Source organism: Pseudobacteriovorax antillogorgiicola (genome assembly GCF_900177345.1).
Taxonomy (GTDB): Bacteria; Bdellovibrionota_B; Oligoflexia; order Oligoflexales; family Oligoflexaceae; genus Pseudobacteriovorax; species Pseudobacteriovorax antillogorgiicola.
The window spans coordinates 463,116-485,325 of the sequence record NZ_FWZT01000002.1 but is presented as its reverse complement, the minus strand read 5'-3'; the positions used below and the strand labels follow the sequence as shown (position 1 = coordinate 485,325).

The 22,210-nt window shown below is 43.9% G+C and carries 22 protein-coding genes; 9 read left to right on the top strand and 13 right to left on the bottom strand.

The genetic code is table 11. The annotated features are described in order from the left end of the window. Window positions 1-21: 21 nt before the first annotated feature. On the top strand, window positions 22-678 hold the full coding sequence (locus B9N89_RS04540) for a DUF4272 domain-containing protein (protein ID WP_132314906.1): 657 nt from the start codon (window positions 22-24) through the stop codon (window positions 676-678). A gap of 208 nt (window positions 679-886) precedes the next feature. On the opposite strand, the gene B9N89_RS04535 is transcribed toward B9N89_RS04540, so the two are convergent. From B9N89_RS04535 to B9N89_RS04510, 6 genes are read right to left on the bottom strand one after another with little or no spacing between them, the layout of a single operon-like run. After that, window positions 887-1,354: a hypothetical protein gene (locus tag B9N89_RS04535; RefSeq protein WP_132314908.1), complete on the bottom strand. Its 468-nt coding sequence runs from the start codon at window positions 1,352-1,354 to the stop codon at window positions 887-889. Window positions 1,355-1,369: 15 nt separating this feature from the next. After that, the gene (locus tag B9N89_RS04530) at window positions 1,370-2,842 is read right to left on the bottom strand and encodes a C1 family peptidase (protein WP_132314910.1); all 1,473 of its coding nucleotides are present in this window, start codon (window positions 2,840-2,842) and stop codon (window positions 1,370-1,372) included. Continuing rightward, window positions 2,842-4,095, bottom strand: a complete 1,254-nt coding sequence (locus tag B9N89_RS04525; protein ID WP_132314912.1) for a hypothetical protein — start codon at window positions 4,093-4,095, stop codon at window positions 2,842-2,844. Before B9N89_RS04525 ends, B9N89_RS04530 begins: the two co-directional genes overlap by 1 nt. Continuing rightward, a complete protein-coding gene (locus tag B9N89_RS04520) occupies window positions 4,096-4,785 on the bottom strand; it encodes a hypothetical protein (protein WP_132314914.1) in 690 nt (229 codons plus the stop codon). 9 nt (window positions 4,786-4,794) lie between these two features. Beyond that, entirely contained in the window at window positions 4,795-5,457 is a 663-nt protein-coding gene (locus B9N89_RS04515) for a hypothetical protein (RefSeq protein WP_132314916.1), read from the bottom strand. A gap of 13 nt (window positions 5,458-5,470) precedes the next feature. Further along, on the bottom strand, window positions 5,471-6,136 hold the full coding sequence (locus B9N89_RS04510; RefSeq protein WP_132314918.1) for a hypothetical protein: 666 nt from the start codon (window positions 6,134-6,136) through the stop codon (window positions 5,471-5,473). A 609-nt stretch (window positions 6,137-6,745) separates the two neighbouring features. On the opposite strand from B9N89_RS04510, the gene B9N89_RS04505 reads away from it, so the two are divergent. From B9N89_RS04505 to B9N89_RS04480, 6 genes are all read left to right on the top strand, one after another. Next, window positions 6,746-7,495, top strand: coding sequence for a helix-turn-helix domain-containing protein (locus tag B9N89_RS04505; RefSeq protein WP_132314920.1), 750 nt, complete (start codon window positions 6,746-6,748; stop codon window positions 7,493-7,495). Window positions 7,496-7,508: 13 nt separating this feature from the next. Beyond that, entirely contained in the window at window positions 7,509-7,811 is a 303-nt protein-coding gene (locus B9N89_RS04500) for a hypothetical protein (protein ID WP_132314922.1), read from the top strand. An 80-nt stretch (window positions 7,812-7,891) separates the two neighbouring features. Continuing rightward, window positions 7,892-8,371, top strand: a complete 480-nt coding sequence (locus B9N89_RS04495) for a hypothetical protein (protein ID WP_132314924.1) — start codon at window positions 7,892-7,894, stop codon at window positions 8,369-8,371. 640 nt (window positions 8,372-9,011) lie between these two features. Then, the gene (locus tag B9N89_RS04490; RefSeq protein ID WP_132314926.1) at window positions 9,012-9,722 is read left to right on the top strand and encodes a hypothetical protein; all 711 of its coding nucleotides are present in this window, start codon (window positions 9,012-9,014) and stop codon (window positions 9,720-9,722) included. A 403-nt stretch (window positions 9,723-10,125) separates the two neighbouring features. Beyond that, window positions 10,126-11,208 (top strand): Fic family protein, encoded by a 1,083-nt coding sequence (locus B9N89_RS04485; protein ID WP_132314928.1) that lies wholly within the window; start codon window positions 10,126-10,128, stop codon window positions 11,206-11,208. 298 nt (window positions 11,209-11,506) lie between these two features. Then, on the top strand, window positions 11,507-12,646 hold the full coding sequence (locus B9N89_RS04480; protein ID WP_132314930.1) for a hypothetical protein: 1,140 nt from the start codon (window positions 11,507-11,509) through the stop codon (window positions 12,644-12,646). A gap of 348 nt (window positions 12,647-12,994) precedes the next feature. On the opposite strand, the gene B9N89_RS04475 is transcribed toward B9N89_RS04480, so the two are convergent. Then, window positions 12,995-13,375: a VOC family protein gene (locus tag B9N89_RS04475; protein ID WP_132315746.1), complete on the bottom strand. Its 381-nt coding sequence runs from the start codon at window positions 13,373-13,375 to the stop codon at window positions 12,995-12,997. Window positions 13,376-13,567: 192 nt separating this feature from the next. Between B9N89_RS04475 and B9N89_RS04470 the strand changes: the two genes are divergently transcribed. Continuing rightward, the gene (locus B9N89_RS04470; protein ID WP_159455139.1) at window positions 13,568-14,458 is read left to right on the top strand and encodes an effector binding domain-containing protein; all 891 of its coding nucleotides are present in this window, start codon (window positions 13,568-13,570) and stop codon (window positions 14,456-14,458) included. A gap of 49 nt (window positions 14,459-14,507) precedes the next feature. Here the strand turns inward: B9N89_RS04470 and B9N89_RS04465 are convergent, their stop codons facing one another. From B9N89_RS04465 to B9N89_RS04455, 3 genes are all read right to left on the bottom strand, one after another. After that, window positions 14,508-15,368: a PAS domain-containing protein gene (locus B9N89_RS04465; protein ID WP_132314934.1), complete on the bottom strand. Its 861-nt coding sequence runs from the start codon at window positions 15,366-15,368 to the stop codon at window positions 14,508-14,510. After that, window positions 15,365-16,012, bottom strand: a complete 648-nt coding sequence (locus tag B9N89_RS04460) for a hypothetical protein (protein WP_132314936.1) — start codon at window positions 16,010-16,012, stop codon at window positions 15,365-15,367. Before B9N89_RS04460 ends, B9N89_RS04465 begins: the two co-directional genes overlap by 4 nt. A 351-nt stretch (window positions 16,013-16,363) precedes the next feature. Beyond that, entirely contained in the window at window positions 16,364-17,266 is a 903-nt protein-coding gene (locus B9N89_RS04455; protein WP_132314938.1) for a LysR family transcriptional regulator, read from the bottom strand. Between the two features lie 135 nt (window positions 17,267-17,401). On the opposite strand from B9N89_RS04455, the gene B9N89_RS04450 reads away from it, so the two are divergent. Further along, window positions 17,402-18,040: a YceI family protein gene (locus B9N89_RS04450; protein ID WP_132314940.1), complete on the top strand. Its 639-nt coding sequence runs from the start codon at window positions 17,402-17,404 to the stop codon at window positions 18,038-18,040. Window positions 18,041-18,076: 36 nt separating this feature from the next. On the opposite strand, the gene B9N89_RS04445 is transcribed toward B9N89_RS04450, so the two are convergent. The 3 genes from B9N89_RS04445 to B9N89_RS04435 form a co-directional block, all read right to left on the bottom strand. Further along, window positions 18,077-19,240: a tetratricopeptide repeat protein gene (locus tag B9N89_RS04445; RefSeq protein ID WP_132314942.1), complete on the bottom strand. Its 1,164-nt coding sequence runs from the start codon at window positions 19,238-19,240 to the stop codon at window positions 18,077-18,079. Between the two features lie 135 nt (window positions 19,241-19,375). Next, window positions 19,376-19,765, bottom strand: a complete 390-nt coding sequence (locus tag B9N89_RS04440; protein WP_132314944.1) for a response regulator — start codon at window positions 19,763-19,765, stop codon at window positions 19,376-19,378. A gap of 292 nt (window positions 19,766-20,057) precedes the next feature. Then, window positions 20,058-22,040, bottom strand: a complete 1,983-nt coding sequence (locus B9N89_RS04435) for a neutral/alkaline non-lysosomal ceramidase N-terminal domain-containing protein (protein ID WP_234996065.1) — start codon at window positions 22,038-22,040, stop codon at window positions 20,058-20,060. Window positions 22,041-22,210: the final 170 nt, after the last annotated feature.

Genomic DNA, 22,210 nt, shown 5'->3' with positions numbered 1-22,210 from the left:
TTCTAAGTACTTAGCGACTGCTTGTTCCTTAAATTCCTGGCTGTAGGTTGGTCTGGTTCGTTTGTTCTGAGTCACGGTAATTCTCCTCACTATGGTGAATTAGGCCGTTCAGTTAGATTTGTCCAGCACTTTTGGGGAGCTTCAGATAGGGATTCTATTGTAAATAGGACCTACTCCCTTCTTGTGAATGCAATCTGGGCGGAATCCATAAGAGAAAATAGTGAAACCTCACTCGACCAATTAGAGAAGTCGATCCCGCTAGGTTTTATAGAGTTATCAGCACAAGAGAAAGAGTTTCTTCACAGTAGCAAACCAAACCATCAAGAAGTGATTGATGCTCTTTGGAAGTATGAGGGGATAAATGTATTTCTATGGGTTCTTGGTCTAACTGATTCCCTCAGCCTGCCCAACAAAGTCTGCTCAGTCCCAGAGCTTGTATCAATGCTATTGGATAGCCAAGATCAAGTTATGAATGGAACGATGAGAAGTCCTGCCGATATCTTGGATGCTATCGACTTCAATAGGTGCTTGCACTGGCATGTTGTTGAAGCACGTTCGAAACAAAGACCAATTCCTGATGAGCTAGATGAAGGGGTCATCATGGAGCGATCCTACGCTTTCAATTGGCTTATCAACTATTGGGGACAGGATTGGGATAATACTTTTGTTTCAACGTGAAAGTATTGCACTATCCTCTACCCTCAGGACGATAGAAAGAAAGCATCATCAGATGAAGATTTACCATGGGGCTATTCATACAAACAACCTCGCAAGCGTTGCCGCTGACTTTGGCCATGGTATCGGTCAGATCTCGTGATAATGGTTATATCAATTAGAAATTAGACTGATCCTCTTCAGGGTCTATTCGGGCCCTGAAGAGGAAATATTAGTTCTTGAGATCTTCTTTATTGAAGACTTTCGTGCCTTCAATCAAAAACTCTTCTCCAGTAGTAACGTTCCTGATTTTTGCTTCTAGTCGGAATTCTGAAGGTGTACTGAACCATTCTGAATTGTCTATAGATACTTCTCGATTCAAGCAGAAAGCTCCTTTCTCACTTGATAATATCTCGTAGTGATCGCTCTCAAGTAAGTATAAATTACCTCTAGCAGAACCATCTAAACTAACGGTAGATAGGTACAACGTTTCGAGACTGTCTATTTCTATTGCATCCGAAGAGGCGATACACATCTTCACTTCATGTACGTACCATGGCCGTGTAGCTCGCAGGTATTCTCTGTAGCTAACACTCTCACTAATCAAGCTAAAGTCACTTGAATCACTATTTGAAGAAGCATTGTCACTGGAGCATGCTGTAAGAATCAAAGACGTAAAAACAAGCGTAGACTTCAACATACTTAAAAACTCCTTTCAAAGCTGATCTAGGTCATCGACCAAAGCTCTATCAAAAAAGTTTTTCCAAGAGCTAATATTTCTAAATCCTAGATCGAAGTTGTCTTTTATCAAGCTTTTCATGCCAGAGGACATCTCTTGGTTATTGGGCCAAACTCGTCCTTGTTGGCTGTTTAGTACCGAAGGATAGCAGTAAAAGTGATTGAAGTCACCACGAAGAAGCTCATCAAATCTTTTGTCGCCAAATTTACTATGGGTAGGAACTTGAGCAATTTTAAAATCGGCCCCTTTACGTGTTCCCAGCGCGTTTCGAAATAGAATATCTCTGTATAATACCCTTCCGAATGCATCGCCTGATTCTAATAAGTTAGTAGCATCACGCCACTCTGATATTGCAAATTGTACACGATCTTTCTCGGTTTCAGAAGATGTCGATCTTATTCTGGACCCCTCACACGCAAAGGGAACAGATAGAGTCTTGTAAGCACCTCTACTACGATTGTATGTGTTGTAAAAACTTCTGTAGTCAATATCGTAGATGGTAATACCAAAGTCTCCGTATTTTCTGGCCACTTTCCTTATGTAACTAAATGGTATGGCTGCGAACCCTGGAAGTTTTCGTCCATTTTGTAGTTTGCCTCTGAAACGATTGAAATCATCCAAATCCTCGTCTGAGACTTCTTGAGCAGCATTTATCCTAGATGGGCTATTCCAAGAATTTCTTACAATCAAAGCGCCTTCACCATTGTACAAGCTATTATCCCACCCTACAGCGACCACAGCATGTCTAGGCTCTTTTGCGTCTATTTCTTCAAACTTATAGCCTTTAGAGAGTCCTGTAGAAAGGTTCATATTCTCTTCTTCGAGAATATCGCCGTGAACAGTAATTACTGGTGCAAGATCTCTAGCAACGTTCTCTTTTACAAATTCAATAATATCGTTTCTGGAAGAGTAGGCATAAAAGCTATCCTTATACCCTAAGTTTCTTGCGTTTGAAAAAATGCCGTCATGCAAAACAGCCTTACTAACGCGAGGAACATGGAAGTTTCGGTAGTGATTTTCAATTTCTTCATCATTCTCTGAGCTACCAGTCACGCTGACAAACCATGAGCTACTGCCATTGTACGCAGTGAATAAACCTGCTCCATCTTCGGGCCACATGAATTCAGGTAAAATTGGTCCCCATTTTTCCATAAGGTCTAGGTCGGTACTACTTACCTTTATATTCTGCTCTTCAGCCCTTTCTCTCCAAATATAGTTGTAGGAATAAAAATTCGAGAGTCGAACCGAATAGCCTCTAAGAGCAAACTGATGTTCCAGCGCATGAGTTTGTGCAGCCGCAGCACATGAGCCGAAATTACCTTGCATAAGGCCAATAATACGAGAGGGTACGGTGCTGGGATAGAATTCTCGCTGCGAACTATTGGCTGCAGCACCAAAGCTAGTGGTAGAAGCGATTACTAGCGCTCCAAATAAGTAAGTTATTTTCATTACAAACTCCCTAATAGTTGATCTAGTAGAACTTTTTTGTACTGTCCGGGCCATCGAATTATCGTTAAGTCATACACATTTAGAGTTTCAACGTCTGGTGTTTTACACTCAGATGTTTGGCGAGCTGCGATGCAGTTGCTAGCGTGCTTATTGATTACAGCGACTGCCTCTTCTAAATCATCCTTTAGAGTGTTTAGGGCCGAGATATACTCATTACAATTGGGCCCGCGTGATGACTCGGATACCTGACAAAGTCTTGATCCGAAATACCTTCTAAGTGCGGGGCCGCCTTCACGGATGTAAGATCGTACCCTGCTTAGGGAAGTCATCACCTTCCTATAGTCGCTATAAAGATCTGTGAGAGTCTCTTTTTTATAGCTCTGGAACGTTACTGCCGAAATGTCGTTAGGCCGGCCTGGATAGGCTGAGGTGAGATATTTAGTTCGCACCGCCTGCGACTTCTTCATTTTCTTGAGATAGGACTCAATCTGAGTCATGAATTTCTCCGCGTCTTTGCTATTTGCTAGGAGCGCGCTCAAGCTAGCAACATCGCCGCCACCGAAAACTCTCGCAGCAACAGTGAGCTGCCCATACTTTGAAAGAAGTTCAGCAGATTTGACAAAATTACTCTCTATTGTATTTCCGCCCTTGGAGGCATCAAAATCAGCGGTAATCTTCTCGTAAGTTTCTAGTGTCGATTCTGACAGTGACATAAGAATATATACGCCTTGCCCTAAGCGGTATCCAGAGATGTACTCTCTGCCACATCTACGCTCGAACTCTTTATCGCTCAAAGCCGCATACTCTGGCTTGATACGCACGTTTTTCAGATAGAATCTTCCATAATCAGCTATGGCTTCAATCCCTATAGTCAGGTTGTCTGAGTCAAGGTCGAAGCGGTTCTCATACGAGGTCGAAAACGAACCAGTTGCACCAAGGTAGGAAAACGAACCTGAAATAGAAGCGTTCAGAAACCGATCGACCTCTTTATGGGTCGTAATTTGCCGCTGGTCGAGCTTGAGAGATGGGGCTCCAGAGTTGAAGGTGCTTTCACTGTGAGAGTCTTCAGACACCACGCCGTCATCAAACTCTACACAATTTTCATAGTTTTGTTCGTAGATCGGATCGATACCGAACCCCAACCGAGCTTCGGACTCTGTAGTAATAGGAATCACCGCATCTAACGTGCTAACACTTTCATTGCCGCATGAGGCAAGGAGGGCAATTGTCCCTGCTAAGGCTACATATTTCATTTAGTACCCCCTCGTTATATAAAATAGAGTCGCTCGTAAGCTCTGAGATCGTTCGCTGGTCAAGCTAGTTCCAGGCTTTGCCGAAACGAAATAGAAGAATCGACCATTAACTGTACTTAGAGAAACGACCGCATTTCGCCTAACTAAGGTTCTGATATTCGCCGATCCTCCAAGAATTTCTGCCTCGACAGCTGGCTTGAGGTTCGAGCTAAACTCGCGATCGAGACACTTACTTAGCGAATCGTTGAATAATCCATACTTTGAATCTGCTAGTGTGATATTTAGCTTCGATGGATCTTCAGGCCACTTGTTAGCACTTCGCAGCCTTGCCTTTTCTTCAACGACCTGTTCGAGAATGAGAGGAAAAAATTCTTCGATACCTTGAACATTAAACTTGGCCTTTTCGCGTTCTACAGCCCAGTTTTCCAAAGACTGTCTAATGGATGCTAGATCTAAGGTCGCGCTGCCGATCGCCAAATCGTAGGCCAAAGACCACTCCTCAAAAGTACGAGATACGCATATGGCCTGGATGGATCTCTCTGTGGAGTCTGTAACGACAATTCTCGACAGGTAAGACGAGTAGGCTGATACTATCTTGCTTACTTCTGCTTCAGCGAGCTTTTCAGCATGTGCTTGTGGCGAAAGACAAATAACAAGTGCACATGCTTTTAAAAAATTTTTGATTCTCATAAAAAACTCCTAAATTCCGGCTTTGATATAGTATAGTAGCTGACGCAGCGAAACCTTTCTCGAATACACCAGAGAGTTAGTGAATCCAAACGATAGGTCACCATTACTTATGCTAATATTGGGGTTAAAGTTACGAGGAAGAAAGTTTGCGGTGACTGTTCCAAAAGGATCTAAACTGACTTTAGAAAGTACGCGAGCAAGATAGTCGCTATCCTGACATTGAGATAGCTTTCTTTCAAAGTTACCAATCTTTGGATCATCCAATTTCATATTTTGCCTTTGTGACTGTATACCTGAATAACTATCAATCTCACTGACGACAGTCGAAATATAGGTATCTGGATCACCCGCAAAAAGCATAAGGTTTGAAATGTCTTGACCTGCTTTTAACCTGTACTTTACCCAATTTTTCAGAGATTGACCTATAACAGACTCATCGAGATCATATTGCTCCATGACTTTTTCGTATCTGCTCGACCAGCCTTCAAATACTGAAGAGACACAAACCACCATCACCGTGTTTTCTTCTAAGTCATTTGTCCTAGCCGCTAGGGCTAACGAAGTAGTGTATTGATCACTCATTTGATCTAAACTTGTAGCTGCCTGCTGCTCACCGAAGGCAGCATTTGCCAGCATTAAAGAACTGGCTAAAAGCATAGCTGTCGTTTTCATAGTCTCTCCCATATTAATAGTTACTTAGAATGCGACGCACCGCATCCTCAAGCTTTAAGTTTGTGGACCCGGCAAATCCGAGACCAAAATTAGGGGTTGATATATAGATTGTGTCTTCAAAAGTGACTTTCGAAGAGATTTCATCGATAAGTTCATCGTTCTCGCAAGCCATCTGTCGTTGCTCAAATCTGGAAAAATACGGCCTGAAAAGATCGATACGCGATTCGTGTCCGTGATAAACGAAAAATTTTTCTAAAGACGATTCCAAAGCGTCGCTGAAGCTATCTGCCTGTGGCAAAAATAGTAGTAGTAGTTCATTTTCATCTATTACTAAGTTTTTGTATTTGTCCAGACTAGCAGGGATAGCTTGTGAACGGTACTGGCCCGATAGTTCTAATGCCAGCGATGCTCGGTAGGCATCTGACCACGTTTCCCAGCCATAGTTGAAGCAAAGAAGCTTAATAGTATCTGTTTCAGAAAAGACGCTTCGCTGTAAGCTGGCTTTGAACGAGTCTTGAAGTTCCATGTAACGAGATAGATAAGTCTTAGCCTGATCGGCTTTATCTTTTGGCAAAAATGGATCACCAGGACCTCCTACCGGAGGCCAAGGGCTGGAGAATGCACTGGCATATATATAGCCACTCCAGAATAGAGCGAACGCTAAACACAAATTTTTCATATGTTGAAGCCTCCAATAAGAAATCGATAACTTGTTTAGATTGAGTAATCAGCAGTGCGGCGAGCTAGCTCTATCTTCACACTTTCTTTGCTTTTAGATAGCGTCCCATACTTAGAAAAATGAACCTTTATCTTTCTTCTTAAAGCTATGCAGGCCTGCAGTTACGAAGAGAAAAAAATGAACCTTGAAAAACTTGGTTGGAAGATAACTAGAGATAAATATAAGGGCAAACCGAAAGTCACGGTGACTGGTTTTTTTTCCACCGTGGTGGCCGGTCATCCCTACTTTAGATGGAAGGTTAGAACAACCACATAGTATTACTCAGGACTATTTGACTTGAAACATATTAGAAGTTAATTTTTGTGAAACTAAGAGTGATAGTGAGTATAAAAAGTCTTTAGAAACACATTGGAAACTACAACCATTACATTATTGATCTAAGCAATCTTTTTATAAGTTTTGATCGTGAGTAACGCCTAACATATTAGACGTGTTAATGTTTTGATGTTTTTTTGATGATTACGAGTAGCCATTAATGTATACGGTGAGTCTTGGAGTTATTTAGATGATGAATACGAAACACTACCACGAAATTGGTTGAGGTTTTTAATGAAGATCATGATGGACTTGTTGGTCACCCTTATTGAAAAGTGGCTAGAACCAGATTATAGAACTGTAGCGGCACTTGTCCGCAAAAGCGGAGTTTCTGAATCTTCTTTGAGAAGGATTATGAATCGGACTGTTACCCCAGGTGAAACAAATGTTAGGAAATTGCTAGACATCATAGCCACTCCTTCTGAGTATCATGAAGTAATGTCCGCCATGTTTCCTGGGAGCAAAGAGAATAAGGTCTATGTAGAACCAGGACCGAGGCAGGTTAACTCCGAAAATTTGGACGACTATTATAAGGACGACCATCTAGGATTTAAGATTTTTGCTGCGACTTCTAACATGAAAGGCTACAGCAAAGCGGCACTAGAGAAACTTCTTGGAACCGAAGGCAAAAGAAAAATAGATAAACTCCTAACAGCTGGAGCCTTAGAAGAAAAAGCAGGGAGGTTATACTCTGAAGAGCTTTTCCTTTCCAATGACGACGTGATTCTAGATCTCTGCACAAAAGCCCCTGACCTAGTAAGAAATAACCTAGACAAACTGAAGGGCTACTTTTTTTCGGCAGACAGATACACAGAAGAAGAGTTAGAGTTGATTGCAGATGGATTCAGAAATCTTATAGGTCTTATTGAGCAAATTAACACCTCAAAAGACAAAACTCAAAATGGTAGACCAACCGTTGTCTCCTTGTGCTTTGGGTCCATTGATGATGAAGAATTTCGTGAAAAAAATAATGACGACTTTTAAGAGGATTTAACCAATGACAAGAACGCTTGCGGCTAGCTTATCAATTCTTTTAGGCGGTACTCTTTTTAATAGTCACGTTGAGGCAGGATCGCATGGTGGGCACGTTGGTAAAACGGTTCAGCTTGACTCTGTCATATCTCTTTCCACCACTGAGTTTAGGGGGGCAATGAGAGAGGCTTTAACAAAAGGTACTGTCACTAGACCTGAAGCAGATTACAAAGTTACTACTAAAGATTCCATGTTGTTGAATAAGAAAATAGACGTAGTAAATCTAGCAACGGACAAAAAATTGGTTATTGTAGAAAAAGGGGATTAAGCGTATGCCCACGGCAGCGGTTCGTTACTTGAAATAAAATCTGTGTTGGAATGCCTTCTCACAATTGAGGAGGTCAAGCGATGCAAGCACATGTTCATAAACTCGAGGCTGTTCGTGAAGCAGTCGACTCCTGGCGTAGGAGCAAGTCACGCAAAAGCGAGTCGATGCCCGATCACTCGTGGCGAGAAGCCGCTGGATTACTAGCATGGTTTACTGCTGCTCGGGTTTCGGTCACTCGGCGCCTTAATCTCAATAGACTTAAAAAAGAGTTTGCGAAGCTAGGGCAAGAACCGGCGCTCATCCCACCTAAGCCTACTTCTGAAGAAAGAGCCAAGGCAGAGGCAGTAGCAACGGATGATCATCAGACAATTGAAGTCACTAGGGTTGATCTGGTCAAAGATGAATCTTGTTCACCTGTCGAGCCAATCCGTATTAGCGTAAATAAATTCGGGATGCAGATCGACCTAACCCTTCCGGCAGGCCATGATCCATCCTTAATCTCTTCTCTCATGAATCACTTGCTTCAAGGAGTATCTATCCTCTTCCAAAAAGTTCCATAGCGATCTTATAGTCATTCTCAAATGTAGCCAGGCTTTAAAAAGCGCATGAAAACGGGCTCGGCAGGTGTATTAAAACTGGCTCACCCTTCGGTCACTTTGAATGAGACGAATTTATTGCTTTTGCTTCCTCACTGTTGTCTATGGTACGTCCCAAGCCTCTGATGCTTTCCGGATAGTAAGATCAAGAGTCAGCGTTTCTAGGACATGAGGAGTAGTATTGGCAGCGGCATTCGTTCAAAAAGTCTGCATAACCTGTGGTAAAACCTTCAATATCTGCAGCTCGTGTTTCAGAGGCCAGAAGTCATGTTCTCTTGTAGACGATCACTGGAGTGATAATTGCAAACTAGCAATTATCTGATAAGCAGCCACTGATATATTGAGCGTCCCCCTCAAACTTGATAGTCGCGATTCCTAAACGGATGTCGTTCCTCTATATAGTTTGTGCTGGAAAAGTCTAAGCCTTACAGATGGTAAAAGTCGACGTCGCGCTAAACACCTTTCCAGTAGAGCATCGCAGTCTTAGGTTTTTGTCAGTCGGTTCAGCTTAGTCAAACTAACAAGATTGGCAGCTGCAATATTAGGCAAAATTGAAGCTCTATAAAGGGGACAGCTAACCTATTTCAGAACCAGGAATAATTCTATGCATTTTAAATCATTACCCTTAATTCTAGCCTCTATTATCTTTACGGGTTGCGTGACGACCCAAATACCCCTCGATAGTAGCTTTACGAAGGTTAAATCCTCTACAGTCGGTGTAGGTTCTAAGAAGCACCCGGAAGCAACGTTCTATCAGAAAGGCGCTCAAGGCATTCTCGATATGGCTATCTCGCAAGGTCTTAATTCCTCGTTGATTGCGACACTCAACGCCATGAGACTTGATGATGAGTACACCGATGGCTATGAGGGTAAATTCAGCAAGGCACTTTCGGGACAGGAAAGAAACGTTGTAACTATAGAAAGCAAGACAATTATGTCGCTACCTGAGTTCAAATCTCAAGATCGACGGACAAAAGGTGAAGATGAAATCCACTACGCGGACCTTGATTATCGTCAGCTAAAAAAAGACGGAATCGATTTTATTCTCGTCATCGAACCGATCCGCTACGGGCTTGAGAGAGCTTACTACGGTTTTATTCCTCTAGGTGCTCCCCAAGGACATGCCCAAGTACAGTTTGACCTTGTCGATACAGGAACAAACCGTATTGTATGGCGAGATACCGCTGAGGTTCGCTCACCCATCACTGGAGAATGGGATAATCCACCGGCATTTGCCGAATCAAAAGAAGCTATCCGGCTTAGCTACCAAACAGCACTGGGTAATCTCTTAAAAACAATCGAGAAAAACCTCTAATATGCTAAAGACTTGTTTCAATAATCAATTGATTCGATGAACTACATCCCTATAAGCCTCACAGTCTCTATCGAGCATGCTAAGGTATAGACGGAGTTTCTTGCTTCAGAGCAGGAGGCGCCTTCTCCACACCTAGGCCGGTTCCCGACCCGAAAGAATCAGCATGATAGGATAACTAAAAGATCACTTCTACTGGCCTAACCCATGGGGTCCACCTCAGAGTGAAATCCTTGTAGGGCTTGGCCAGCAGTGCTGGTGAGGGGTTTTTTGAAAAGTTCTGGGGATTTAGCCTTTCAGTATACTTTTTCCATATACTACTTGTGTTTTTCAGTATACTGTTAAGGTATACTTTACAAAGAAATACGGTATACCTAAAAAATCATTCAAATAATAATAGATAGTTATGAAATTCGAAATCAGAACATTACCTTCATACAGACCAGACCTGGACGTACTGGGAAACATCGCTGAAATTGAGCATGTCACGGGCCTCTGGGTAAAGACTACCGGGCTTTCAAAAAGCCTAATTGCATCACTAAAGAAGACTTCGATCATAACTTCTTCAGGGGCTTCAACTCGTATCGAAAAAGCTCTCATGAGTGATAAAGAGGTGGGTGACTTTGTTGCTAAGGGGCGAAAGATTACATCCATATCGTCCCGCTCTGAACGCGAGGTCGCAGGCTATATTGATGCTCTTCAATATATCTACGATAGCTCGGGTGAAGATAGAATTAGCGAGCACAATGTCAAAACCCTGCATCAACTGATGACTCAGCAATTTACTAACGAGATGCTCGCTCCAGAGCTAAGAGGGAACTACAAGACAGCCCCTAATAATGTTATTGAGCAAGATGAGATTGGTAATCCAATAAGAACCTGGTTTGAAACAACACCACCAGGGCCGCAAACTCAGTCGGCAATGACTGAACTCATTGAGATATATCACCAGCATATCGATCTCAATACACCAAAGCTAATGGTCATTGCCTGGTTTGTAGTGCACTTTCTGGCTATTCATCCGTTTCAAGATGGCAACGGCCGATTGTCTAGGCTTCTAACTATCTGGCTTCTTCTCAATAATGGCTATGAGTGGATACCATATGTATCTCATGAGAAGTATATTGAAGACAATAAGGAAGCCTATTACCTTAGACTAAGAGAAACTAAAGCCAGCTTTCTAAGCAATACAGTTGATTACCATCCTTGGATTAACTTTTTCAGCAATATTCTCGCAAGGCAGGCTAGATACTTGAAAGAGAATGTTATTGAAAAGGCAGACAGCTTCATTGTTGATAGCAATCTCGGTAAGAATGAGAAGCTTGTTATGGAAGCACTAGCTGATCGGGAGTTATCGCGGGCTGAGTTGCAGAATTTTGTGCCGATGACTGAGTTGGGTATGAAGAAGTTACTTGGGCGGTTGCGAGATAGAGGGCTGGTAGGGGTTACAGGACGTGGGAAGAGAACGAAGTACCTGATAAAAAGCTAGGGATTGAAGATCTCCCAGATGAAGCGGAACTAAGACAAGCAAAACACTTAAATAATTGAATGGAATGCGATCAGTCTTATATGAAAACTGTATCAGCACTAATTGCTCTAATGGATTTTGCCAGAAGAGCGGCAAGCCATAATCGACTTCTACAGAGCAAACCCTCTCAACGGCCTAGAAGGCTTTCTTACATGATGATTGTTACTACTAATGCCGGATGTAAGTTAAACTACCATCGTAGCTAAAGAGCTGATACCCTTAGGATTCAGTACCACCATTAGCTAAACATGGATTTAAGATGCATAGGTTTATCTTTTTAATTCTGTTCTCGATTGCCTGTAACGATGACGGTAGCAGCGATTCGAATGAAAGAGCTATATTAGAGAGTAACAGCCCTGTCCCTACGGGGGCACTAATCATCTCCGGCACGATCGAAAATGGAGAAGATGCTAACAATAACACGGTGGTTTCTGGAGAGGAGGTTTTGCTCGAAAGAAATGATGGGCTCGTCGTTTCTGAGGCAAGTATCGCCGAAGATGGTAGCTATACCTTTGATGTGGCACCTGGTAGCCTTGTAGTGGATGGCTCCTATTCCCTGACACAAACTGATGGTTCCACAGAGGGTAGTGACACTAGCACTACCGAAGACGATGATGTGGTGGGAGCCGTCGACGAAGAATACACTTATACCGTTAGAGTGGAAATCCCAGATGATGGCCAGGGCAAGGCCCTAGGCATTCGAAAAAAAGTCTCACTCAAAGAAAGTGATGTGAGCGAGGATGACCAGGGGCTGGATACTATTGCACTCGGGACTTACCAAGTTCGGCAAGTTTCCGCCATCGTTGGGACAGTTGCGTTCGCAGATGCCAATGTATCGCTTGCGGGAGTGGATGTGTACATTCCTGGTGAGCCCTACTTTGTGCGAACTGGTGACAATGGAGCCTTTAATCTCCTATTCACTCCCAAGGGGACTTATACGCTACGCCTAGAAAAGTTTCCCTATATTAAAGATGTATCCGTCACCGTAGAAAACGGCGTTACAACCAACTTGGGTACTACGACATTTGCAAGCAACGAAAGAAACCCTTTACCAATCGAAGACGTGATGATAGGCACCTGGAATGTTACCTGCTACTACAATGATAGCGCTTCTGGTGTAAGCCCGGAAAGTCCTAAAACTGGAACTTTGGTCGTAAGCTCCCTCAGTGAAGTCACAGTAACCAATGATTCATGTTTACTTCGCACGATGGCGGCGGCACCTGCAGCCTTTCAGCAATTTATCGTCTTGGGTGATGGAGCTATATCTGGAAAACACCAGGGAGATACCTATTATATCCACACGGTCATGAGTTATACCAACAATGAGATTACTTTCTCCGCTGATACCACCTCTCTAGTGTCAGGCAGTGCCATTGAAGTTTGGAGTCGTGTTCTTTAGGGTGGCATGAAACACATAGCACCATTCCTGACGCCAACTTAGTAGTAAAGCATCCGCTTGTATTATAGATTCATGTGAAACCTCATCTCCTAGGGAAAATGTCGCAAATCACGGTGGAGAGGAAATTGGATTTTAGAAATTCTATAGACGAATATTTATTAGTCAGTCTGAAAGAAAAGTCCTTCGAGCGGCTTCTCCTAGCTTATGGAAAGCAAAGCTTGCTCTTACGGCTAAGCTGTTGAGCCTTCGAAGGATCGTAAATAGTGCTAACCTTCCACGTCTAGTAGAGATCGCAATTTGGAGCATATCCCCCATTTTATCCATTCTACCTGACTTGCGAATTGAATATTACGATCTTGGGTTGTGAGTCACGAAATCGATGCCTATGCCGTTAGGATCCGTCACCGCAAAGTGACGATCACCCCACTCCTCATCCCTGATATCGAGGGCGATATTGACACCCTTAGCCCTGATCTTGGCGTAGACTTCGTCAACGTTGTCAACCTCAATGGTGAAGAAAACCCCATCACCCTTGAACGGCTTTTGAAACAGCTCTCCCTGGCTTGGGTGGTGGGGGGTGAGGAAGGCGACTTCGGATTTGGGATTGCCGGGGCAGTGAAGCAAGCAAAACCAGTCTGAGTCGAAAGTAACTTGAAAGCCAAGCTGGTCCATATAGAAGGCTCTTGTTTCCGCGAGTTTGTCGGTGATTATGCCGCCGTTGATTTTCATTTTTTCTGTATTCATTACGGTGTCCTTTCAAATTAGATGAGTGGATACTATATAAGGCGGACCTCTTTGTGCCTGCCTAGTTCCTTGCGCCTTCCGACAATAGGAAGACTATCTTCTTCAACGGTGACGGTTTTAACCGTTTGTGCTATTTTGAGTGTTGTAGGCTGTAACAAATTAAAATCAAAGACTAATATGCAACACTACATCCCCGCTGTCCGAAAGGCTCTAGCCTATATTGAGAACCAGCTGGCTCACCCTATATCTCTTGAAGCAGTGGCCGAGACTGCTGGATACAGCCTGTATCATTTTCAGCGGCTATTTGCGGCTTTGGTAGGGGAACCCCTGGCCGACTATATCCGCAAGCGTCGTCTCACGGAGGCCGCCAACAAACTAATGAGGACCAAGATTAGCATCCTCAATATCGCCCTAGAGGCTCAATTTGAATCCCAGCAGTCATTCCACCGCGCGTTCAAACGCTTTTTCAATCAGGCACCTGGAGCTTTTCGTAGAAAGCCGCAACCTTTCTTTCAAGGACGTCCTCCAGTGAGCCAAGAAATGTTGAAAAATCTTGCAGGAGACTTCTGTGCTCTCCATGATGAGGTTTTGCAGGAGGAAGCGTGGTATGTGGGAATGGGGAGGGCCTTAGGCGCCGATCATGTCCAAGAAGCGGGGCGTCTGTGGCATGATTTTATGTCCCGTCAACATGAAATCAACGGGCGTTGTTCCGACCAGACCTATGGGGTCTGCATGAACAAAGATGCAGATATACCAAGCCGCTATGGTTCTTACCTGACTTACCTCGCTTGTTGCCGGGTGGAACGGGTTCCTGATGAAGTACCCCCTGGAATGATCAGGCGATTAATACCAGGAGCGAGGTATGCCCGCTTTCGCCATGATGGCCCTCTCGATGCCTTCGCTTCTACTCTTGATTTCATCTGGGGCAAGTTTCTGCCTGAATCGGATTATGACAGGCTAGATGGACCTGATATGGAAATCTACGACGCTGATTTTGACCCTATCGGAGAGACGGTACGTATCGACGTTCTCATCCCAGTTGCGATCGGAGAAGCGGCTCAGAACTGAGTCTGTCCACCAAAATCACGTTCGAGTCGCCTCAATACTCAAGCCAAAATTATTTTGCAGACACTTTTATTTCGTTTATCATAATAATAAATCTATCAATGTGATCCTGCATATATACAGGATTATAGTTTAAACAGATTTTGACGCTCTCTTGTGAGTCTAGAGGCTGTACCTCCAATTCACTGGGTAACTGAACTCTATTTTTCTCATACCATTCATGACTTTGTCCGAACGCTTCCTTAAGTATCCGGAATTTTTTAAGTTGAAGATCCCTTAAATAACCTTCCATAATTCCAGAAAGCAAATCTAGAAGTGATTTACCGTCGAGAGAGTCTGATCCCAAAAGCGTCTTAGTATATTCACTGTAAGTGCCTTCTATACGTAAGCTACGATTAATTGTAAATAAACCTATGGGAATATGAGAGAAAATCACATCAATCTGACGCTCATATTCTTTTACCTTGGAAATGTCATGTCCCAGTATTTGGTATAGACGTTGAAAATTACCGCTAATGCCACTGAGAGGGCGCATAGTCCATAGGATTTCTTTAGTTTTACCCTCATAGTCGACTATCGGTAGTTCTATCTCGATGTGATGTTTGCGCTCTGCATTTATCAGGATCATTTCTTTTTCCTGGAAATCGCTCCATACTTCTGGATGAAAGATGTCTGATATCTGCCTTCCTAGAAGCTCTTCTATGGAGACATTAAAGTATTGCGCCATGAGTCTATTAGCTTTATAGATAATTCCAGCTTCACTGATAATCGCAAAAGATGTGGTTAGCCCATCAATCATCTGTTCGATATTGCGCTTAGCCCTTTCAAGTTCAACTACAATCTCGTGACTTGCTGCCAAGCTTTGAGTCGCTGCGATGAGCTCCGCAGTAGGATCTGACAATGACTGATTCATAGAAACTCCGTATTCCCAGCGGAATCTTCTTGCGGGGTTTGTAGGTCGTTAAAAACATCCCACTCAAGGACTTGAACTTCAGCTGTATAGGTGACGAGATGCCCGTTACAATTGATACTCCAGGTTTCTCGCGCTCTTTCTTCACCTTTATTTGCTTTAATAATTCGATCAATAAACAGAACTTCGTCAAAACCTCTTGTAAGTAATGGAAGGCTTAAACCGATAGCACTATTTTCTGATCCCAGGCTAGATTTGATCCTACCGGCAACTTCATTAGAGAGTTCTTTCATAAAGTCAAAAGATCTTAATAAATCAGCTTCGGACCTCTTTTTTCGTCCGATCGTAGATTGCTCTAAAAGATAGAAGCCTTCCGCGGTATTGAAGTGAGTCTTTAGACATATCTTTAGCTTTTTTCCAGAAATTATAATTAGCGTCATCCAGTGACCGAATATTGAAGAAAATGGATCTTGGCAGGGAAGAAGATCCACTTTTGAGCCCTTGCAAATCTCTTGATGTTTGTAGAGAGTTATGTCTCGAATTGCCGAGCTAAATGGCTCATATCTATCTCTCTGCTCTTTATTTTTGTCGAACTTGCAGAATGCAGCTTCAACCGGGTTTAACCTTTCTACTTTCAAAGCTTCCAAGGAGACCTCTTAAAATGTAGTTGTCTTAAGGGTATCAAATGATAGTAGAGTTTAAAAGATTGTGTCGTTAAGATTCTTTTTCAAAGTCAACTTTGGCGACATCACTATAGCTACGATCGTCCCTGCATAGCTATTTAAAAAGGAAAGAGAATAAAACATGCACCCCCATAGCCGGTAGAAAGTACGGAAGCGGATTTTGAAAATCGACCTAACTTCTAATGCGATAATGTGACAAAAACGGTTCCCTATCACTGAATTGTTATGAGCTCACGAAGTATGGATTCCAGGATACCAGGGAATCAGAGAAAGCAATCATGAGAGAAACGAGTCCTGGGCTAGCTGAATTGATAATCAGAGGATCGTATCTTCGCTTCGGGGATTGAATTGCTCCCAGAGCATATCCAGAAATACCTGGGTCTTTCTAGGTATATGGCGCCTACTTGGGTAGATTAGGTGAAAGCTACCAGAAACAATATTGGTACCTTGTAGCACTGGAACAAGATCTCCGGATGCGACCATCTTCTCGGCCAAGAATAGCGGCAGCAGAGCGACTCCAATTCCCGAGCGGGCTGCTATCATCGCTCCGTACATGTCGTTGCAAACCAGGATGGGGCTACCCGTGTTAACACGCTCTATCTTGCCATTACAGTTCAGTTCAACGTAGTCTACAGGAGTCCTTTGTATCACTGGAAACTGAACCAGCTCGTCGACCTTTTGTAAGTTTTCGATGCCATCCAAGTTTGGACTTGCATAGAGGCCCAAGCGGCTACGAAAAAGCTTCTTGGATATGTAGGACGAGTCTTCTAAACCCTTGGTTGCCACACGGATAGCGACATCGATCTGCTCCTGGATTAAGTCTAGATACTGATTTGAGCAACGAAAATCCACCTGCACTTTAGGGTAGTTAGCCCGAAACTTAGGGATGAACTCTTCCAAGAGTTGATAGCCAATATCGTGGGGCGCTGTCACCCGCAAGCGCCCTGAAGGCTCCTGGCTGAAAGAGTCGGAGTAAGCCATCACTTCGCTGACACTTTCAGCAACGTTCCGAGCTAGAGGCAAGAGCTTGATCCCTTCGTCCGTGACCGTCACCTTGCGGGTGGTACGATTCAGCAAGCGGACGTTGAGCTGTTCCTCCAGGCTGGAGATTCTCTGACTCACGACACTTTTGGCAAGCCTAAGCTCTTTTGCCACGGCAGAGAAGCTGCCTAGTTCATAAATTTTTACAAATAATATCAAGCTGTTGGAATCAATCATTAGGATAACCTTGATTGTTCTGATATACGAACAGTATATCCATTAATTAAGTATTTTCAAAACTTGCGGAACACCGAATAGTAGAGGTGTTGCCGGTGGCAACCCGTAAGTAAAAAACTCAAGGAGATTTCTGGTATGAAAAAGATATTCCTAAGCTTAGCATCAAGTGCCCTTCTTTTATCCTCATCAGCGCTCGCTGGCAATATGGACATCAACAAAGCTCAGTCAAAAATTGAGTGGATGGGTAAAAAGGTGATCGGTGACAGCCACAATGGGACCATCGATGTTAAGTCGGGGCACCTAAAAGTTGACAGCGGCAAATTAACTGGCGGTGAGATTGTCGTCAACATGAAGTCCATCAAAAACGAAGACGTCAAAGACCCAAAGTGGAATAAGAAATTGGTAGGCCATTTAGAGTCTGCAGACTTTTTTGCCACCGAAAAACACCCAGAGTCAAAATTGATCATCACTTCAGCTAAAAGTACTGGCAAGAATAAGTACGAGTTGCAAGGGAAGCTAACTGTCCGCGGTATCACAAAAGACATCAATAAGAAAAACAGCAAAGACAGTAAAGAAGTTGAAGTTAAGATCGAAAATGTGATGTTCGATGGCAACAAGCTTGTGGCCACCATGACTTTTGATCGCACGGTTTTCGATGTTAAGTATGGTTCTTCTTCAATATTCAAGCTAGCTGCAGATAAGGTTATCGATGACAAAATAAAGATCGATGCCACGATTTACACGACACCAGCTAACAAGCAAAGCAGCCTCTAAGTGCTGGCAAGGCTGAGGGGCGACTTTGCTCCCAGCCTAAGCTGTCTGCTTGTTTAGCTGAGCCATCATCTTCTGGGCCGGCTCCAGCCCTGAATCCGCCATCAGCGCCCTCTCACAAAACTCCCGAGCCTTTGTCATATTCTTGAGCTTTGCATAGGCAAATGCCAAGTTATAGCAGATCTTAGCGGTCATTTCTTCATCTTCGATGAGTCTTAAACAATCAAGGTACACCTTGATAGCTCCTTCGAAATCCTCGTCCTTAACGAGCTTTACTCCGGCCTTATTCAACTCTTCGGCAATCTCTTGGGAGTTATCTTGCCCTTCCATACGCTTGCTCGCCGTCTCGTAATCACCCTCACGGATAGCTACCTTTGTCAAAACTGTGTTTGCCGTATCGTTGTCACTATCCATTTTCTCCAGTTGAGCCATCTGTTGCTTGGCAAGATCGTCATAACCCAATTCAAAATTCGTGAAGCCCGCATTCTCCAAGGCCTTAAGATGGTGAGGATTCAATTCTACCATCTCGTCAAGCATCAGTTTTGCCTCGGTGTACTTGCCCTCAGCCATCTTTAATTTTGCTAGTTTGTTTCTGGCGCAAAGGGAGCTAGGGTTTTTGGTAAGGACCTGCTGATAGTAGCTAGCTGCCTCGCTGTTGTTCTGCTCTTGAGCTAGAATATCCCCTTTGAGGACCATAACACGCTCGTTGCTAACACCCATCTTGATCAGGTCATCGACCAAATCCCGGCTCATTTCATAGATTCCATTCCAATAGGCAGATTTTGCATCACGATATTTTTGAACGGGTTCGGGAAGATGATTTTCAGTTTTGATCAGATATTTGAGCTTCGCCTCGCAGCGCTCCTTGTCCAGAGCTCCCATCAAAACGTAGTCAACATCAAATTCGAGAAATAAGTTCAACGTCGACTCATTCATACGACTACCTAAAAAAAGCATCGGTTCAAAGCCGTAGTTGCCTGTGCTACGAAGCCTCTGCATGAGGGTCACTCCAGGGTTATCCGGCATATCCATCTCAACAATAAACAAGTCGTACTGGGCGCGAGAGCAAACTTCGTAGGCTTCGTGAGTGGTTTCGAAGGACTGAACATCAGTAAAGCCAAATGTAGAAAGGCACTCAATGATTAGTTGCTTAACATTGAAATTAGCCGTCACAATTGCTACTTTTGATTTTTTTGAAAGCATGTTGACCCCAAACTTTAGACGTACTCAGCATCTTCCTACATTATAAATGACATTTCATCCAATTGGCAGGAAACACCGGTAGCCCTTCTCAACAACGTCCTGCGAGTACGAGACACACATGGGGACAATCGGAATCTATTCCATAAGATTCCAGTGAAATTTCTTCGGTTGTGAAATTTGGTCAAAGGTAAATGGCTTTCTTACAATATAGTCTGGGCTGCATCGCCTACGAGATAGCTTGGTTTCAAAAAGGGACTGTCCCTCGTCCGGCAAGCCAGTCACAGCAATCACTGGAACCTCAACGCCCCTATCCTTAAGAATGCTGATCAAATCAAAGCCATCTAGTTCGGGCATCTTGATGTCGGTAAATATTAGGTCGAAGGCCGTTAGCTGCTCACTCGCCATGTTCAAGACTTCACTTGGATTAGACACTGCCTCACAGGTATAGTTATGCGACTCTAAGATGTCACATATCAGCAAAAGGATATCGAAGTCATCGTCGATTACGAGCACTTTTTGTTCCATACAGAAATCCCAATTAGCGCAGACATCAAGAATATAGGATATCGATGCCAGTCAGATATCAATATCGACGAAAACCTCTTGGGAACTTACGAAAAAGACTTGCAAAGTATGACGTTGGTAAGAATTCGCTGCGCTCGGAATTCTCAAGCCCCAGGTAGAGACTGGAGGGATACTTTTTAATAATACAGGGTAAATTCTGTTGACATTGAAAGATGAGGAAGCCTCCGAAACGAGATTTCAATCCATATCAAAAGGTATGAGGCGAACAACTCTATCGGCTAGCATACACGAACTATTTTCTTCGCAATGCAAACGGCTTGCTGCAAGTGTTGTAGGGCTGAAGCCCTGACCAGAGGCCTTTTGCTTGGCCTCGATGACAGATGCGATAAACTCCATCCTCCTGACTTGACAGTGACGTTAACCAGGTCAAAACCATCTGGGATTGGCGTAAACCCGCAGCCTCCCAATGGACGCGAGTTTCGTGATCGTGATCGTTTAGCACCTCTTGCCAGTCACTTGAAGTGGCGGACTGTTTCTCTATGCGAAAGTAATTTCCTTTGTTGGCTTGGCTATGTCGAGGATCTCCAGCCCAGAACTTAGCTGTTATTGGTTCTCCGTGCTGGTATTGACTCATCAGGGGTACCACCAAACTTCCATAGTTTTTGTAAATCGGTTTCGAGTCAAGTGTAAGCTCGATACCAGCCTTAAACCAAGGCCGTTGTAGAGCCTCATAGCCTTTTTTAACTCTGAATGGTTCGCTAGCCTTTAGCTGAGTCATGAGCTTGCGATAGATCTCTATGTAGGCTTCAAGGGTACGAATTCCAAAGAGAGTCGAACCGCCCTCGTAATGCTGTGCTTGATACTCCTCGGGGGTCGTTACATAGTGAGCATAGTCGTTGGCAAGCGCTGATAAGACCGTATAGCGAATCCCGAGGGACTCTATGGATTCACGAAGTAAACGCTTCATTCTTCGTCCCGCCATGGTTGTAATCTCAAATGGTGCAGCAATAATTGCTAAGGAGCCGATCGTGATAATCTGAAATGGTAGCACATGGGGCGTCCAGGAGGGATTGAAGCGCCCTGTGGGCAGCAGGATTTTTTTTTCGCCATGGCAGGACTGATCTTCAGGCATGAGCTGGAGATGAGGCCAAGAGGCCCCTTGCTTAGGTAGGCCTTCCTCAAAAAGAGCCAGAGGGTTTGCATTTTCAGTGCCTGCGGCAAACGCAAACCCTAAAGCTCCGTAGCATGTTTTCCCACCGTTCTGGCCATCAATCCCATAGGTATGAAGATCAATAAAGGTATGAACTATTTTCATTGGCCCAGCCAGCTCCTGCCTAGCTTCTTGATGAAGAACCTTTGCTTTTTGAAACTGTTTCTGGGCCGAATCTTCGAGCCTTTGCCAACCCTTTTGATGTTGATAGCCATCAATAGAGATTGGATAAGGGCTCACGTCTCCTGAATTGCCCTGTAGGAATCCAGCTACATAACCTTTTTGTCCTTGTTTCTGCGTGACAGATTTTTCCAAATAGTATGCTGCCAAGCCCTTGTTATCACCGCTAATCATCTGACCACTTAAAGGTAGCGATACGGGATGAACCGCAAACCAATTGAAACTGGCTAGATCCTGCCCACTTTTTTTAACGACTTTGAGCAACGTCATGGTCTCTGGCACTGGTGCTGAATAGAGGTCACGTTCCCAACTTGGGTTGCTGTTGTAAGCGGCTATCGACCGATTAAAACCAGCTCCAGATAGCCTTCCCTGATTCACAAACAGTCGACTGGGCTCCATGGAATGATAGGCATCTATGATAGATTTTACGGTCCCAGTGACGATCGCCTCATAGACCTCAGAATGAAAACCAAGGGTGGGAATATTATAAAGGGTGCGATGAGAGTAGCCCCCAAGAGCGGAATGGGTGTGGGTTGCAGCCAGCAACAGATTACGGTGTGAAAATTGCCCAGGGACTTCTTGCTCCAATCGATCTAAAATCGTCTGCTTCAAGTCAGAAAATATCATTCCCAAGTCATTCACAGTGAGACTTACAATTTGTCCCGTACAGGAGTCTTGTAACACCAAAGACCGCGACCAGAGCCTCATATGGATTCCGTGCGGCCGATGATCTGGGCTGCCGTAGCCATTCATTATGGTGCCGATCATTGGCCCGGTAATGTCATGAGCGCTAGCACCTGCAAGGTATTGGCAGTTCTTCTCTGCCTCTGCATGAGCAGCTTGAAAGAAGCTTATAAGAAGCATTCCTAGAATAGCTAGGCGCATATCAATCTTCCCAGTTCTTGAAAAATCACAAATCTTAGTCATTTTTTAGCTGGAAACAGACACTTTGGAAAGGAAAAGAAGAATCTCTAAAGCTTATCGCCGGGCCTGCAGTAGGGCGCAACCGATCAAATAGATGTAGCTAGGGGAACCCACCATTACGGTGGGTGCCA